The following is a 16,527-nucleotide window of genomic DNA, read 5'->3' as shown; positions in this document are numbered from 1 at the left end:
GTGAATCCTGCCGTCACTGCCGCAGCCAGAAGGTTTCGGGCCGGTAGATGCCGACAAAGGCGCCGGGGTCCCAGTTGAAGACCCCGTCCTTCGGCACGTTCATCAGGCGCTTGTTGATCACGACGGGCTGGAAGACGCCGCTGACCACGCCGATGGTAAAGGTCTGCTCGGCATTGATCTGCAGCATCTTCTGCCAGATGCGCGTGCGTTCGGCCTTGTCGGTGGTGTTCATCCAGGCATCATAGAGGTCATACAACTCCTTGGCGGCCGGCATGTCGATCGGCTCGCCGGACAGGCCATGGGTCTCGTGCCACTGGCCCCATTTCGGCCATTGCAGGCCGTATTGCGAGGTCGGCGCCAGCTCCTCGGGGTTGGTGTTGGCGTTGGCCAGGCCGTTCTCCAGTCCGGTCCAGACCGACATGATCGCCGCGCCCGAGAAGATGCGGTTTCGCACGATGTCGCGCTGGCTTGGCTTGGAGAACAGCTTGATGCCGATCTTGGCCCAGTTCTCGCCGATCAGTTCGAGGATGTCGGTCTGCTCGGTATCCTCGCCGGCGGTTTCGACGACGATCTCGATCGGCCGGCCGTCCGGCATCAGGCGGACGCCGTTGCTGTCGCGCCTGGTCAGGCCGATCTCGTCGAGCAGCTTGTTGGCCGCCGCCACGTCGTAGGTCGCATAGGCGGTCTGATACTCCGGCCTGAACAGCGGGCTGTCGGGCAGCACGGTATTGTTCGATTCGATGCCGAGGCCGAAGAACAGCGATTCATTGATCCCCTGCCGGTCGATGCCCAGCGACAGGGCGTGGCGGAAGCGGACATCGCGCAGCAGCTGTCGCCAGCCCGGATCGTTGCAGTTGAGGTTGGGGAACAGCGCGAAATGTGAACCCTTGGCGGTGCGCCACAGCAATGTCTTGTAGCCGGCCCGCTTCTCGTTTTCTTTCAGGAAGGTGAAGTTGTTGAAGGCAATGTTACGGAATTGCAGGTCGGCCTCGCCCGAGCCCGCCTTGGCCGGGATCAGCTTGGCATCGGCCAGGCTGAAGATGATGCGGTCGAGATAGGGCAACTGGTGCCCGGCACTGTCGACCCGGTGGAAATACGGATTGCGCTCGGCAACGAAGCGGATCGCCGGCGGCCGCGTGGTGATGATCCACGGATCCAGCGTTGGCAGGTCCGGGTTATCCTCTTCGTACATATTGTCGAGCTTGTTGTGCAAAGCCGCCCAGTTCGGCCGCTTGGCCGCCGCCACCTCGCGCTTCAGGGTGTCGGGGTCGGCATATTTGACATGAAATTTCTTCATGTAATGCGATGGCCGGTAGATATAGAGCGGCGCGGTGCCGGCGAGCCGGGGCAGGAAGTTCGGGTTCCGCTTGCTCCAGGCGTAGCGTACCGTCAGCGCGTCGGGGAAGCTGACCTGCGGCGGCTCGCCCTCGACCAGCAGATCGACCGGCGGCCCCGAGGGGTTCAGTTCCTTGTTGTTGGCGACATCTTCCCAGTAGTAGCGGAAGTCTTCGGACGTGAAGGGCTGGCCGTCCGACCACTTATGCCCGGGCCGCAGATGGAAGGTGAAGATGCGGCCGTCCTCGACGTTGTAGGATTCGACCAGGTCGGGAACAATCTCGAATTTCTCGTCATAGACCACCAGCCGGGTATAGCCGATCACGCTGAGCAGCCGGATGTCGCGCGAGCGGGCGATCAGGGTGCGCAGGTCGCCGCCCGGCTGGCCGATCTGGCGCGGTGGCGACAGGTCGACCACCAGCGGGTGTTCGGGCACACGCTGCGCCACCGGCGGCAGCTTGCCGGCCGACACCATGCTGGTGAAGAACGGCGTCTCCTTGTAGTCGGGCGCCTGTGCCGCGGCCGTATGGGCTGTGACGATGGTCAGGCAGAGTAGGAGCAGGCGAAGCAACGCTTTCATGCGACCAGGTCCCGGAAATCGGCATCGGATGCCGCGCGGACGAAATGTCCCTCGGCGATTTCCACCATCCGCGGTCTGGTGTTGCCGTCGATGGTGAAGGGGGCGGGCCACAGCGCCGGGACCGATGCCTTGCCTTCCATCAGCAGGCGCAGGTCGAGCCGGCTGTCGGGATCCGGCTTGGGCACGGCGGACAGCAAGGCCTGTGTGTAGGGATGCACCGGATTGCGGAACAGCATCTCGCGCGGCGCCAGTTCGACCAGCCGGCCGGCACACATCACGGCAATGCGGTCGGCGATATAGTCGACAACGGCAAGATTGTGGGAGATGAACAGGTAGGTGAGGTTCAGCTCCGATTGCAGGTCCTTCAGCAGGTTCAGCACCTGGGCCTGAATGGAAACGTCGAGTGCCGAGACCGGCTCGTCGCAGATCAGCAGGTCGGGCTGCAGGGCCAGCGCGCGGGCAATGCCGATGCGCTGGCGCTGGCCGCCCGAAAAGGAATGCGGGTAACGGCGCAGGAAACGGATGTCGAGGCCGACCAGCGTCATCAGTTCCCTGACGCGCTCGAACCGCTCTTCCTCGTCGCCGATACCGTGGATGATCAGCGGTTCGGAAATGATGTCGAATACCGTCATGCGCGGATTGAGCGACGAGAAGGGGTCCTGGAAAATGAACTGCACCTTGCGGCGATAGGCGAACAGCGCGTCGCCCTGCAGCGACAGCACATCGACCATGCGCTCGCCATTGTCGAACTGCAGGCTGCCGCTGTCGGGCTGGATCGCCCGCATGATTATCTTGCTGGCCGTCGTCTTGCCGCAGCCGGACTCCCCGACCAGGCCGAGACATTCCCCGCGATGGATGGTGAAGCTGATGTCGTCGACCGCGAGGATCTCGCGGCTGGTCCTGGCGCTGAACAGGCCACCCTGCCGCAGGCGGAAGGATTTGCTGATATGCTCGACCTGCAACAGCGGCTTGCCGATTTCCTGTTCGCAGGAGGAAGAATCGCGGCGCAGCAGCCGGCCGACTTCGCTCTTGATCTCGCGGATCGGCACCAGCCGTTCGCCCGGCTTCATGTCGAAGCGCGGCACGGCGTTCAACAGGGCCTTGAGGTAGGGATGCCGCGGCGCGCGGAAGATGTCGTCGAGGCCGCCGCGTTCCATGACCTCGCCGTGATACATGACGACGATCTCGTCGGCCATATTGGCAACCACGCCAAGATCGTGGGTGATCATCAGCACGGCCATGCCCAGCTCGGCCTGCAGGTCCTTGATCAGTTTCAGGATCTGCGCCTGGATGGTGACATCGAGGGCCGTGGTCGGCTCGTCGGCGATCAGCAGCGCGGGGCGGCAGACCAGCGCCATGGCGATCATCGCACGCTGCCGCAGGCCGCCCGACAGTTCGAAGGCATAAGTGCGCAGGGCGCGCTGCGGGTCCGGAAAGCCGACCAGGCGCAGCATTTCTTTGGCGAGCTCGCGGCCCTGTTCGGCGCTGACCTTGCGGTGCAGGTGCAGGGCTTCGGTGATCTGGTCGCCGATGGTGTGCAGCGGACTCAGCGACGTCATCGGCTCCTGGAAGATGATCGAGATGCGGCCGCCCTGCAGGTGGCGCATCTCCGCGCTACGCGGCGGCAGGGCGGCAATGTCGATCGGCGCATCGGCTGTGGCGGGGTCATCGAACAGGATCTGGCCGCTGGCGATGCGGGCCATCTTGGGCAGGATGCCCATGATGCTCTGGCTGACTACCGACTTGCCCGATCCGGATTCACCGACCAGCGCCACGGTGCCGCCGTGCGGGATGTTAAAGCTGATGCCGTCGACGGCCTTGATCAGGCCTTCCGGAAGATCGAAATGCACGCGCAGGTCCCTGACATCGAGAACACTGCCGCTCACAGCCGCTCCTCCGGCGGGAAGGCATGCATGCCGATCTGTACCGCATTGGCGCGCGTGGTCTCGCTCGTCGCAACGCCGTTACGGTCGGCCGCGGCAAGAGCCAGTCGCACCAGAGACGGGAAGCCCGTCAAACCACTATCGACACGCACCAATCCCCCGTGTCCCCTGATCGTCAGCTGCCACCATCCCTGGCTCCGGTCGCGGCGGGTCGAAAAATAGCGCAGTGATACCGACGCGATATCGGACCACGGCACCACCCGACGCCAGCCGGAGCGCCACCGGGAAGTCTGCACGATGCCTGCGGGGTCGAGTTCGATCTCGATCTGCTGGCGCCAGGCAGTGCTGGCGGCCAGCCAGGCAAACAGCAGGCTCAGGCCGGTGAGCACTACAAAAATGACAGATTGGGGCGAGGCAAACAACTGCAGTCCGGCGCTGATTGACAATCCGATCCCCGCCCGGAGGTAGTCGGGCCACAGGCTGGACAGCGGGTAGTACAGCCGGGTCATGACCGGGGCATGACAGCGGACGGCGGTTTGCCGATTTCCAGCGCCGCGCCGGCATCGATCCAGCGGACGGCCGGGTGTTTCGCGGTGCGGGCCAGAAAGGCGGCCAGAAAGTCCCAGCCTGCGCTGTCGTGCCGCAGATGGTGGCTCAGCAGGCCGAGCGGCTGTGCGGGCAGCCGGCCCGTGCGCAGGCCGGCCAGCAGGTCCAGGGCGATGTCCAGACAGGCCGTGGCACCTGCGGCGGCCTCCCCCCGTCCGTGCCAGTCCACCGGGTCGAGGTGGGCATTCAGCCGGGCGAGGCCCGGTGCTGCCCAGTAGGACGCAGCGATCCTGAAGGTGGAGATTGCCGTAAAGCCGAGGCCGGGCAGCGCCGGCAGCAGGCCGTCGGCACAGCGGTTCCATGGCGGCACCAGCAGCGGCAGGAGCCGCTCGCCCAGCAGCGCCGCCAGTTTCCGCCGCCCGGCGGCAAGGGCATCCAGGCAGTCCTCTGCCGGGCGGCCGGGCGGAAATTCGGACTTCTTGTCCCCGGCCGGTGCGAAGTTGCGATGCGAGAATCCATGCTGCGCTGCAGCAATTCCGGTCGCTCCGGACAGCACCGCGGCCAATCCTGCCGTGGCCCCCTCCGGCACGACGGCGAGCGTGAGCGGTGCGCCGGTCTCGCGCTGCAGATCCAGCAGCCGCGTCAGGGCCGGGGTGACCTCGGTGGCATCGTCATCGCGCCACCAGAACCAGGCGGTCCGCCCGCTGTCCTGCCAGGCCACCAGTTCGGCATCGAGCCGGCGCCAGCGGTCGTCCGCGGTCATGGCCGCTCTGCCAGAAACCGCCGGATCAGGCGGATAGTCTCGTCTGCTCCGTCCAGCCGGATCGCGGCCTCCGGGGCTTTCGGCATCACGAGCGCCTCGTCGATGGCGCGCGCCAGGGCCTCCGGGGTCAGACCGCTTTCGCGCACGGTCCGCAGCAGGCCGCGTTCGGCCAGCAGGTTGGCGCGCAGGGCCTGCTCGGTCTCCTCGCCGCCGGCGAAGGGAACGACCACGGCCTGCGCCCGGCTGGCCAGGGTTTCCATCACGGTGTTGTAGCCGGCCTTGCTGATCGACAGCCGGCAGCGGCGCAGCATGCCGGGAAAGTCCGGCCGGACCGGCTCGACGATGACGCCGGGGCCGGCAAGCTGTTGCAATTCCGCGACCTCAGCCGGATCTTCCTGCCGGCTGACCAGGATGCGCCAGGGCAGCTCGCGCGCCGCCGACAGCGGTCTGGCCGCGACGGCACAGCGGAACAGCGGCATGCCGACGGCGCCGCCGCCGGCCGAGACCAGCACCTCGCCGGCACCATCGGCGGTTTCCGGAATGGCATGCTGTTCGACGATATAGCCGGTGTAATGCAACTGGCCGGCGATGCGCTCGGCCAGCGGGAAGGTTTTCTCGAAGGGCACCAGCCGGTCATCACCATGAACAAAAGCCCCGTCGTAGAATTTCTGCAGCCAGGCAATGGTGTCGAGATCGCGCTCCGGCTTGGTCCGGTCGACGAGAATGTCGCGTACCGACGAGAAGGCCCGCGGCCGCGGCGACAGACTCCGCATCCGCTCAAGCAGGGGCAGCAGCTCGAAGCGCATCGGCCGGCGACCGAAGGGAAACAGCTCGGTCAGCACGGCATCCGGCGCAAAGTCATCGAACAGCGTGGTCAGGCGCAAGATACGCATGGCCCGCCAGGCATCGGTGATCGGATCGCCGTTCTCGTCCAGCAGGATGCGGAACGAGGCATCCTTGGCGCGCGTCGGCGGCAGTTGGACGAAGCGCACGCCCTCCAGTCCATGCAGGGTCGGGTCCGGCATGCCACCCGAGACGAGCAGGGTCTCGCAGCCGCCGCGATGGGCGGCGCGGGCGATGGCGGCAACCCGGTGCAGATGTCCCACCCCCAGCAGATGCTGGACATAGATCATGACGCGGGGGGAACGGGACATTGCAGGCTCCGGCTTCAGGCGAGTGGAATATTGGCGGCCAGCAGTTCGGGGCGGCCATCGTCAGTGATACGGAAATCATGCAGGCATTGCCAATCCAGTTTGACCGGCGGCTTGCCCAGCATGGGCCAGTCCCAGGCCTGCGCCAGCAGGGCCCGGATCACGCCTTTATGGGTCACCGCGCCGGCATCGGTGCCTGCGGCGGCCAGCCGACGCAGCCAGGGCTGCAATCGCGCCTGCACGGCACGTGGGCTTTCACCGCCCGGTGGCTGCAGGTCGAGACCACGGGCTTCATTCTGCGTGAAGGCGGCGCCATGGATGGCCTGCAGTTCGGCCGGCGTATGGCCCTCGTAGACCCCCCAGTGCATTTCGGTCACGGCTGGCTCGACTGTCGCCGCAATGCCGAGTGCTTCCGCCGTGGCGACGGCACGCTGCAGCGGACTGGTCAGCCAGCGCCGCCCGGCGAAATCGTCAGGCAGATGCCGGCCGCGCAGCTGTGCAAGCCCCGCCTCGGAGAGCGGGATATCGGAGCGGCCCTGCAGGCGATGCTCGGCATTCCACGCGGTCGCGCCATGGCGTAGCAGGGCCAGCCGGATCACGGTCGCAGACCCAGGCGGATGAAAGTTGCGGCCAGGCGTTCCTGCGCGGCCGTCATCGACAGGTCCCGCGCGACATGGCGCCGCGCGGCCAGGGCCATGCCGCTGCGGCGGGCGGCATCGGGCAGCAGCTGCCGCAGGGCCTGCGCCAGCGTGGCGGCAGAATCATCGGCTGCCAACCAGCCGGTCTCGCCATGGCGCACGACATCGGGGACGCCGCGGGTATTGACCGACAGCACCGGCAGCCCGGCGGCCTGTGCTTCCAGCAGCGCCATGCCATAGGCCTCGTTTACCGCCGGCCAGACATAGAGGTCGCTGGCCGCGTAAAGGCCGGCCAGCGGTTCGGCATCCATCTGGCCGACCAGACGCACGCGGTCCCCCAGCGACGCGAAGGCGGACTCGACAGCGGGCCGTTCCGGGCCGTCGCCGACGAGGATCAGCTGCCACGGCAGGTCCCGCGCCAGTTCGGCTGCCTCGGCCAGCCGGCGGAAGGACGCCAGCTTGTCGCCGCTGCGCATCATGCCCACCGCCAGCAGCCATGGCTGGTCGGCGGCAAGGCCGTATTGTGCTGCCAGTGTCGCCCGCCAGATATCGCGGCGCGCCGCCGCCGCCGCGAAAGGCGCAGGATCGAGGAAGGGCGGGAACAGCGTGACACGGGCCGGGCCGGCGAAACTGGCGAGACAGGCGTGGTCGAGCGCCGTGACGGCCAGCAGGACATCGGCCCGGCGGATCGCCATGCCGGCCTGGGCATAGCCTGCGGCCCAAGGGCCATGTTCGCGCTTCGGGGCCACGGATGGCTCGGCAATGACATAGGGCAGGTGGCAGCGTTGCTTCAGGGCCGGGCCCAGATAGTCGGCGGCCTTGTGGTAGACGTGATAGGTGAACAAAAGGTCGGCCTTCGGCACGGCACCGGTTTCCCAGGCTGCAGCAATCTGCCCGGCTTCTGCCGCCGCCGCCGCCGCCGTCTGCCGTTCCAGCGCTGCATCGCCGTCGCGGTTGTAGCTGCGCAGGGTCGAGAGGATGAAGACCTCATGTCCCATACCGGTCATGGCCTGCATCAGCAGCCGGGCGATGCGCCGGTCGCCCGACGGCGCCGGATGATCCGGTGGCTTCAGGGGCGCATAGAAGCCGATCCGCATGGTCAGGCCTGCAGGCCGAACCGCCGCGCCAGCAGATCGATCCCCGCCTGCATGGCGAAATCGCGCCGGACGCGCGCGGCACCGGCCTGTCCGAGCCGGTCGCGCAGGGCAGGGTCGACGATCAGGCGGTTGAGGACGACGCTCATTGCCTCGATGTCATCGGGCGGAACAAGCAGGCCGGTCTCTCCGTCGACCACCAGTTCGGGAATGGCCGAGATGGCGGTCGCCGCGCAGGGCAGGCCCTGGCTCTGCGCTTCCATCAGCACATTGGGCAGGCCGTCCATGTCGCCGTCACGGTCGCGCCGGCAGGCCAGCGCGAAGGCGTCGGCGCCGCGGTAGGCGGCCAGCACCTCATCCTGGGCCTGGGCACCGAGCCAGGTGACGCGGTCGGCAATGCCGAGCTGCTGGGCCTGCTGTTTCAGGTCGGGCAGCAGCGGGCCGCCGCCGATATGGGTGAAGGTCCAGAACAGGTCGCGCGACAGGCGGGCCAGCGCCTCCAGCAGGATGTCGAAACCTTTCTTCTCGACGGCGCGGCCGACCGACAGCAACCGGACCGGCTCGGTCGGGTCCTGTCCGTCACGGCGCGCGGGGCGGCGCTGCGGTGCGGGGAAACGGTCGAAGTCGAGGCCGTGATAGGCCAGCGAGACCTTGTCGGGGCCGCCCAGCGCCGACAGATGCGTCATGTTATGCGCGGTGCAGGTTGCCACCCAGCTGCAGTCAGCCAGCTTTTCCCGTTTCTCCCAGTCCGGCGTGATCCAGATGTCACGGGCATGGGCCGAGGCGCTCCAGGACAGGCCGAGCAGTGCCGCGGCATATCGGGCCACCGATCCGGGCGTATGGATGAAATGGGCATGCAGCCGGCGATACTGCGCCGGCAGTTCGGCGGCCAGCACCAGGGCCTGGCCGAAGCGGCGGCCGCGGTTGGGCGTCAGGTCGCGGCGCAGGTCGCGCCACCAGCTCTGCCAGACCTGCCGATAGGCCGGCTGCCGGCGCAGCTTCCACCAGGCGCGCAACACCCGCAGCGGCTGCTGGTAGAGATATTCCGGCAGATACAGGATCGGTGCCCGGATCCGGTCGTGCAGGGGATGCTGCTTGCGATCGGTCGGATGGCGCAGGGAAACGATCAGGATGTCGAGGCCGCGCGCTTCGAGAGCGGCGATTTCCTGCGCAATGAAGGTTTCGGACAGTCGGGGATAGCCTTTCAGGACAAAGGCGACCGGTTCCGGCGGTGTACTCGACATGGATGACTCGACGTGACGGGGCAGGGAATTCAGCCGCGCAACTCTACCACGTTGGTGGTCGTCGAGGCAGGGCGGCGCCACGGCTGCACGAGGCGATCGACATTGTCGAGCCCTTCCAGCAGGCCCGGAATCACCACCTCGGAGGGCAGCGGCTGGCGCGGCAGGTTGCGGATCGCCGCCGCCATTTCGGCCGGATCGTAGATTTCGTTGTCTTCCAGCATGCGGACGAGGCCGAGTTCCTGCGCGCGGCTGGCACGGATGAACTGTTCCATGCGTGGCCGTTTGCGCGGGACGATCACCGCCCGCTTGTTGAGGGACAGGATCTCGCAGAAAGTGTTGTAGCCGCCCATGGCGATTACGCCGACGGCATTCTGCACCAGATGTTCCATATGGGCGTCGAACGTGATCGCCTCGACGCGCGGCAGGCGGGCGACCCGGCCGAGGAATTCGGCGCGGCGCTCGCGCTGCATGAACGGGCCCAGCACCAGCAGGGCCGGATAGGGCAGGATTTCGCTGCTCTCATAGGCGCGCAGCACCCAGTCGATCAGACCCTCACCGTCGCCGCCGCCGCCCGGGGTGACCAGCAGGAAGGGCCGCTGGGTGATCTCGGGCAACTGGTGCTCCGACGGGGTCTCGCCGGAGGTGCGGGGCAGATAACCGGTATAGACCACCTTGCGGCGGACCCGGTCGGGCAGGGCAATGCCTTCCAGCGGGTCGCAGAATTGCGGCAGGCCATAGACCCAGATCTGGTCGAACAGGGTCTTCAGCGCCGGCATGACGTTCTTGCGCTCCCATTCGGGGGCCAGCAGGCTCGGCTCGTCCATCACGTCGCGCAGGCCCAGTACCAGACGGGTGCCGCGGGCCTTGAGCATCTTCATGGTCTCCAGCGCCTCGCCGCGCAGGCCGAGCGGCTCCTTGTCGACGATGAAGATGTCCGGATCGAAAATCCGGGCGGTATGCTGGATGATCTCGGCGCGGATCTTGAGGGTTTCCTCGATGTCCATCGGCAGGTTCAGCGAGGTGTACTGCCCGTCGCGCAGCTTGATGACGCCGGGAATGCGGACAAAATCCACCCGGCTGCGGAAATCGAAGCTGCCGATGATCGGCGATCCGGAGAGAATCAGGACCGACAGGTCCTTGTGGCGTTCCACCAGGGCATGGGCAATCGTGCGGCAGCGGCGCAAATGGCCGAGGCCGAAAGTGTCGTGGCTGTAAATCAGCACACGGGTGCCGTCGCTGCGCGAAACCATGCCGGGACCCCCCTTGGGACCACTTCGGCCCGGACTATGGCACAGCCATCCGTCCTAGGCCAAGAGCCTGAGGCGCGGATGTTTCTGCAAATCGTTCTGCATCCGTTGCGGCATTGGCGCCCCGCTCCGAGTGGGTTAAGGTTCAGCGGGACGAGGGGGTGCCCGTGGAGAAGAATCTTTACCGGTTTATCCTGAAACACAGCCTGAAACAGCAGATTACCATCACTCTGCTGTCTCTGGCCTCGTTCATTCCATACTACTACTACCTGAGCATGCCCAAGGCGATCGTCAACCAGGGCATACAGGGGAAGGACATCCAATTCCCGGTCGACTTGCTGGGACTTGGCTTGATCCGGCTCGACCATACCCATTATCTGCTGGCGCTCTGCGTCGGCTTTCTCGGGCTGGTCCTGGTCCAGCAGGCGTTCAAATACGTCATCAACTTCTTCCAGGGCGTGACCAGCGAGCGGATGCTACGGCGCCTCCGATACGACCTCTACGCCCAGATGCTGCGCTTTCCACTGCCGACCTTCCGGCGCACCAGCCAGGGCGAGATCATTCCGATGATCATCGCCGAGGTCGAGCCGATCGGCGGATTCATCGGCGAGAGCTTTGCGCTGCCGATTTTCCAGGGCGGCATGCTGCTGGTGATCTTCACCTTCCTGCTGGTCCAGAATCCGTTCATGGCGCTGGCCGCGGTGGCGCTGTATCCGATCCAGTTCTATTTCGTGCCGAAGATGCAGGCCAAGGTGCGCGCGCTGGGGCGCGAGCGCATCAGGAACCAGCGCCGTCTGTCGGACCGCATCGGCGAGACGGTCAGCGGCATGGTCGAGGTACATACCCATGACGTCTCGAGCCGCATGCAGGCGGAATTCACGGCGCGTCTGGGGATCAGCTACTGGATCCGCGTGGAAATCTTCCAGCGCAAGTTCATGATCAAGTTCCTGAACAACTTCATCCAGCAGCTCGGTCCGTTTTTCTTCTATGCCATCGGCGGCTACCTGGCGATCCGCGGTCAGCTCGATGTCGGTACCGTGGTGGCGGCGGTCAGCGCGCACAAGGAAATGGCGGCGCCGTGGAAGGAGTTGCTGAACCATTACCAGAACCGCGAGGATTCGAAGCAGAAATACGAGCAGGTCGTCACCCAGTTCGAGCAGGAGCGTATGCTGCCGCCCGAATACCAGCTCGATGAGCCGGAAACCCCGGTCGATCTCGGCGGTGCTATTTCAGTTTCCGGGGTGTCGCTGCACGACGACCAGGAGAACGCCATCCTCGACAACCTGACCATCACAGTGCCATGGCCGGCGCGGGTCGCCGTGGTCGGCGGCGTGGGGCGTGACGAGCTGCTGCAGCTGCTGGCGCGTACGCTGGAACCTGATCGCGGCAAGATCCTGATCAATGGCCAGGACACCGGCGCGTTGCCCGAGACGGTGACCGGGCGGCGACTGGCCTATGTCGGCAGCACGTCGCATATCTTCAATGCCACGCTCGGCGACAACCTTTTTCTCGGCCTGCGGCATCGTCCGCAGAAATCGCCCGAACGGACGCCGGACCAGCAAAGCCGCTTCGAGAAGGAGATCGGCGAGGCGATCGCCTCCGGCAACTGCCCGTTCGATCCGGAAGCCGACTGGACCGACTACAAGGCGGCCGGTGCCGATGCTCCGGATAGCCTGACCGTCCGGGCCATCGATGCGCTGAGAGCCGCGGCTTTCGATGAGGATGTCTTCCAGCTTGGCATGCGCGGCAGTATCGATCCGGAAGTCCAGCCCGATATGGCACAGCGCGTGCTGGAGGCGCGCCGGGCCTTTCGCGTCGAGTTGACCAACGGCGCGCTGGCCGACCTTGTGGAAAGCTGGGACCCCGCCAAATACAACACCAACGCCACGGTGGCCGAAAACCTGATGTTCGGGACGGCGCGGAACAGCATCTATCAGGATGACAACCTGGCGCGCGATCCGCATATCCTGTCCGTGCTGGATATGGTCGGTCTGCGGCGGCGCTTTCTCGAAATCGGCCATGAAGTCGCCAGCACCATGGTCGAACTGTTTGCCGACCTGCCGCCGGACCACGAGTTCTTCCAGCAGTTCAGCTTCATCGCCTCGGACGACCTGCCCGATTACAAGGATCTGCTGCTGCGCAGCCGGCCCGATGCGCTCGATCAGTTGCCGGAAGCCGACCGGGTCCGGCTGATGTCGTTGCCGTTCAAGCTGGTGCTGGCGCGGCATCGCCTCGGCCATTTCGACGCCTCCGAGCGGGAAGCCATCCTGCGCGCGCGCGAGATTTTCGCCCGCACCCTGCCGGACGACCGCCGCAATGCCATCGCTTTTTTCGATCCGGAACAGTTCACCGTGTCGTCGAGCATCGTCGACAACATCCTGTTCGGTCGCGTTGCCTACGGGCAGGCGCAGGCGCAGGAGAAGATCGGCCGGGTGATGGCCGATGTGGTGGCGCAGATGGAGCTGCGCGAGCCGATCATCGCCGTTGGTTTCCAGTTCGAAGTGGGCATTGCCGGCGCCCGGCTGACTGCGGCACAGCGGCAGAAACTGGCGATCGCCCGCTCGGTGGTGAAACAGCCGGACTGGCTGCTGCTGTCGGAGGCAACCGCGGCGCTCGATCCGCGCAGCCAGGCGGCGGTGATGGCGGAAGTCCTGGAGCGTCGCAAGGACCGCGGCCTTGTCTGGTCGCTGCAACGTGCCGCCGATTGCAGTGGCTTCGATCAAATCCTGGTGATCGAAGGCGGCAAGCTGGTGCAAAGCGGCAGCTATTCAGACCTGTCTGGCAGGCAGGGCCGTTTCAGGCAGCTTCTCGAACATGCTTGAGGGCGCCGATGACAATCACGGGGTTTCACCATGAGCCTGAATGAAGAAGTCGAACTGCTGCGGCGGATCCCGCTGTTCGCCAAGATCGAACCGTCCAAACTGAAACTTCTGGCCTTTACCAGCCAGCGGCTGACCTACAAGCCGGGCGATGTGCTGTGCCGGCAGGGCGATCCCGGCGACGCGGCCTTTGTCATTGTCAACGGCGAGGCCGATGTCAGTGTCGATACGCCGTCCGGTCCGCTGACGGTGGCGCATCTCAAGCAGAATGATTTCGTCGGCGAGATCGCCATTCTCTGCGAGGTGCCGCGCACGGCGACCGTGGCCGCCGTGACGGAGGTCACAACCCTGCGCATCGAGAAGGATCTGTTCTTCCGTCTGGTCAACGATTTCCCGCAGATTGCCATCGAGATCATGCGGGTGCTGGCGCATCGCCTGGAGCGCACGACCACCGACTTGCGTGAAGTCTCTGCCAAACTGAAGACCTGAAAGCCAGAAAGCATTCCCCGGACATGAGTCGACTAGACAGTTTTATCCGGCGCCTTGAGGCGCAGCGCAGCCTTTTGGACTGGGCCGCCGCATCGATCGGCGACCGGCCCGGCCTTGTTCTCGAGGTCGGCCTCGGCAACGGCCGGACGTATGACCACCTGCGGCAGAAACTGCCCGGCCGCGACATCTACGCCTTCGACCGCGCCAACAACGCCAACCCGGCCTCGGTGCCGCCGCCGGACCGGCTGCTGCTCGGCGATTTCTTCGATACGCTGCCGGAATTCGCCCGGCAGCGTCCCGGCCAGGCCGTGCTGATTCATGCCGATGCCGGCCTGGGCGACCCGGCCGCCAATGTCATTCAGGTCCGCAAGGTGGCGGCAATGGTGCCGGCGTTGGCGGCCTCAGGGGCGATCATCCTCAGCGACCAGCGATTTGAGCATCCCGATTTACTACTACAGGATGCTCCGGTGCCCATTCCGCCAAACCGTTACTACGTCTTCATCCGCAAGTAACCAATTCCGTAAAACATGCTACTCCTGATGCAGGCATCAGACTTCAGGGGGAAGCATGTCGGAACAGAAGAAGCGGAAGATCGCCATCCTGGGCGGTGGCGTCGGTGCACTGACCAGTGCCTTCTATCTCGCCAGCCGGCCAGGTGCGGCCGAGATGTACGAGATCACGGTCTATTCGATCGGCTGGCGTCTCGGTGGCAAATGCGCGACGGGACGCAATCCCGAATTCGGCAACCGCATCGAAGAGCACGGCATCCACGGTTTTCTCGGGTCGTACTACAACACGCTGTCGATGATGTCCTCCGCCTATGACCAGCTGGGCCGGCAGCCCGGCGAGCCGCTGGCGACTTTCGAGGATGCCTTCTATCCGATCGATTCCATCCTCTGCTGGGAGTTCCGCGATTACCGCTGGGTGAACTGGAAACTCACCATGCCGCGCAACGACCTCAAGCCGTGGGAGCCGCAGTCGCTGCCGACCCTGCGGCACTGGATCGAGGCGGTGATCGGTTTCATGGGGCGGCTGTTCGAGCATCACGCACCGTCGTTTGCCACCGTCGGTTTCGATGGCAGCATCGCGCGCGGCATGGTCCACTCCATGACCAGCCATGCGGCAGCCATCGCGCGCGGCGAGGGCGGCCCGCTGCTGACCGCCATCGAGGACTTCTGGAACTGGTTCAAGAGACAGGTCGAAAAGCTGGTCGAGAACAGCGATGCGCTGCGGCATCTCTATGTCACGCTCGATTATTTCCTGACCATGCTGCGTGGCATCATCAAGGATGACGTGATCAACAAGGGCTTCGACCAGCTCGACGGCGAGAATTTCTCCGACTGGTTCGCCCGTCATGGCGGCTCGATGCTGACCATCTCGTCGCCGCTCAGCATGAACACGCCGAATCTGTCCTACCAGTATCCGGATGGCGACACGACCCGCTCGCCGCAGATGGCGGCCGGCGCCTATCTGCACTGGACCCTGCGCGAATTTGCCTATCTCGGGTCATTCGGCTGGCTGTTTGCCGCCGGCACCGGCGATACCGTGGTGGCGCCGCTCTACCTCGTGCTCAAGCGGCTCGGTGTGAAATTCGAGCTGTTCCACAAGGTGCGCGAGATCACTGCCAATGCCGCCGGTGATGCCGTCGACGAGGTGGTGATCGACGTCCAGGCGACGCCGAAGGATGCGACTGCCGGCTATGATCCGCTGATCGATCTGCCGCTGGCGAAATTCGGCGGCAAGACCCTGCCGGTCTGGCCGGATCGCCCGCGTTACGAACAGCTGGCCGAGGGCGACCGCCTGCAGGCCGCCGACGTCGATCTCGAATCCTACTGGACATCCTGGCAGCCGGTCGGCGAGAAGCGCCTCAAGGCCGGCCGCGATTTCGACACGCTGATCTGCGGCATTGCCATCGGCGCGCTGCCGTATCTGGCGCCCGGGCTGATGGCGGCCAATCCGAAATGGCCCCAGATGGTCGGCGCGATCAAGACCGTGCAGACCCAGACGCTGCAGGTCTGGATGAAGCGCAGCCTGAAGCAGATGGGACTACCGTTCGACTTCAAGAATTATGACCGCCTGATCGGCGCCACCTTCGTCAATCCGATCGACGGCGTCGCCGATTTTTCCGACCTGATCCCGATGGAGACCTGGCCGGCGGCGAACATGCCGCAGTCGCTGCTGTATTTTTCCGGCGCGACGCCGCAGTACGGCCCGCAGCCGCCGTTCAGTGACCATGACTATCCGGCCCGCGAATATGATCGCGTGAAATACCAGGCCCAGCAGTATCTGCAGGCCTGCATGGGCGCCCTGCTGCCCAAGGCGGTGAGCAACGTCGTCCATCCGCCCGGCGATCCGATCGGTTTCGATTTCTCCGAACTGGTCTGCCTGGAAGACGACGCGGCCACCCTGGGTGTGGCACGGCTCGACCAGCAGTTCTGGAAACCCAACATCGATCCCACCGAGCGCTATACCACTTCGCCGCCGGGCAGCACGCAATACCGCCTGAAGGCCTGGAATTCGGGGTTCAGCAATCTCGTGCTGGCCGGCGACTGGATCTATACCGGACTTAATGTCGGCAGTTTCGAGGGCGCCTGCATGGGCGGCAAGCTCGCCGTGCATGCGGTCGACCCCACCGCCATGCCGCTCGACCAGGTCTACGGCTATCCGCCGGGGCAGGGGCCGGTCAGCCTCTGAAGTGCCCAGGCGCTGAACCACTGGTCCCTCGCCGTATCCTTGGT

Annotated in this window: 13 protein-coding genes; 4 read left to right on the top strand and 9 right to left on the bottom strand. The window is 65.4% G+C overall.

The annotated features are described in order from the left end of the window. Positions 1-13: 13 nt before the first annotated feature. From ACFOOQ_RS00545 to ACFOOQ_RS00505, 9 genes are read right to left on the bottom strand one after another with little or no spacing between them, the layout of a single operon-like run. Complete coding sequence (locus ACFOOQ_RS00545; RefSeq protein WP_379720171.1) at positions 14-1,915, bottom strand: ABC transporter substrate-binding protein; 1,902 nt, start codon at positions 1,913-1,915, stop codon at positions 14-16. Continuing rightward, a complete protein-coding gene (locus tag ACFOOQ_RS00540; RefSeq protein WP_379720168.1) occupies positions 1,912-3,801 on the bottom strand; it encodes an ABC transporter ATP-binding protein in 1,890 nt (629 codons plus the stop codon). Before ACFOOQ_RS00540 ends, ACFOOQ_RS00545 begins: the two co-directional genes overlap by 4 nt. Next, positions 3,798-4,307, bottom strand: a complete 510-nt coding sequence (locus tag ACFOOQ_RS00535) for a hypothetical protein (protein ID WP_379720165.1) — start codon at positions 4,305-4,307, stop codon at positions 3,798-3,800. Before ACFOOQ_RS00535 ends, ACFOOQ_RS00540 begins: the two co-directional genes overlap by 4 nt. Next, entirely contained in the window at positions 4,304-5,107 is an 804-nt protein-coding gene (locus ACFOOQ_RS00530) for a polysaccharide deacetylase family protein (RefSeq protein ID WP_379720162.1), read from the bottom strand. The genes ACFOOQ_RS00535 and ACFOOQ_RS00530 overlap by 4 nt, the downstream gene beginning before the upstream one ends. After that, entirely contained in the window at positions 5,104-6,261 is a 1,158-nt protein-coding gene (locus ACFOOQ_RS00525) for a glycosyltransferase family protein (protein ID WP_379720159.1), read from the bottom strand. The genes ACFOOQ_RS00530 and ACFOOQ_RS00525 overlap by 4 nt, the downstream gene beginning before the upstream one ends. A 14-nt stretch (positions 6,262-6,275) precedes the next feature. Beyond that, positions 6,276-6,857, bottom strand: coding sequence for a histidine phosphatase family protein (locus tag ACFOOQ_RS00520; RefSeq protein WP_379720156.1), 582 nt, complete (start codon positions 6,855-6,857; stop codon positions 6,276-6,278). Continuing rightward, positions 6,854-7,993, bottom strand: coding sequence for a glycosyltransferase family 4 protein (locus ACFOOQ_RS00515; RefSeq protein WP_379720153.1), 1,140 nt, complete (start codon positions 7,991-7,993; stop codon positions 6,854-6,856). Before ACFOOQ_RS00515 ends, ACFOOQ_RS00520 begins: the two co-directional genes overlap by 4 nt. 2 nt (positions 7,994-7,995) lie before the next feature. After that, positions 7,996-9,234, bottom strand: coding sequence for a glycosyltransferase (locus ACFOOQ_RS00510; RefSeq protein WP_379720150.1), 1,239 nt, complete (start codon positions 9,232-9,234; stop codon positions 7,996-7,998). A 29-nt stretch (positions 9,235-9,263) separates the two neighbouring features. Next, positions 9,264-10,484 carry a glycosyltransferase family protein gene (locus ACFOOQ_RS00505; protein ID WP_379720148.1) on the bottom strand — a complete coding sequence of 407 codons (1,221 nt, stop codon included), beginning with the start codon at positions 10,482-10,484 and terminating at the stop codon, positions 9,264-9,266. Between the two features lie 164 nt (positions 10,485-10,648). Here ACFOOQ_RS00505 and ACFOOQ_RS00500 point away from each other — a divergent pair, with 164 nt between their 5' ends. From ACFOOQ_RS00500 to ACFOOQ_RS00485, 4 genes are read left to right on the top strand one after another with little or no spacing between them, the layout of a single operon-like run. Further along, the gene (locus ACFOOQ_RS00500) at positions 10,649-13,303 is read left to right on the top strand and encodes an ABC transporter transmembrane domain-containing protein (protein ID WP_379720145.1); all 2,655 of its coding nucleotides are present in this window, start codon (positions 10,649-10,651) and stop codon (positions 13,301-13,303) included. 30 nt (positions 13,304-13,333) lie between these two features. Beyond that, complete coding sequence (locus ACFOOQ_RS00495) at positions 13,334-13,789, top strand: cyclic nucleotide-binding domain-containing protein (RefSeq protein ID WP_379720143.1); 456 nt, start codon at positions 13,334-13,336, stop codon at positions 13,787-13,789. A 23-nt stretch (positions 13,790-13,812) separates the two neighbouring features. Continuing rightward, positions 13,813-14,301, top strand: coding sequence for a class I SAM-dependent methyltransferase (locus ACFOOQ_RS00490; protein WP_379720140.1), 489 nt, complete (start codon positions 13,813-13,815; stop codon positions 14,299-14,301). 55 nt (positions 14,302-14,356) lie between these two features. After that, entirely contained in the window at positions 14,357-16,483 is a 2,127-nt protein-coding gene (locus ACFOOQ_RS00485; RefSeq protein ID WP_379720137.1) for an NAD(P)-binding protein, read from the top strand. Positions 16,484-16,527 lie beyond the last annotated feature (44 nt).

It is taken from the genome of Ferrovibrio xuzhouensis (genome assembly GCF_042648965.1).
In the GTDB taxonomy this organism is placed as follows: Bacteria; Pseudomonadota; Alphaproteobacteria; order Ferrovibrionales; family Ferrovibrionaceae; genus Ferrovibrio; species Ferrovibrio xuzhouensis.
This window is presented reverse-complemented; position numbering and strand designations above follow the sequence as displayed.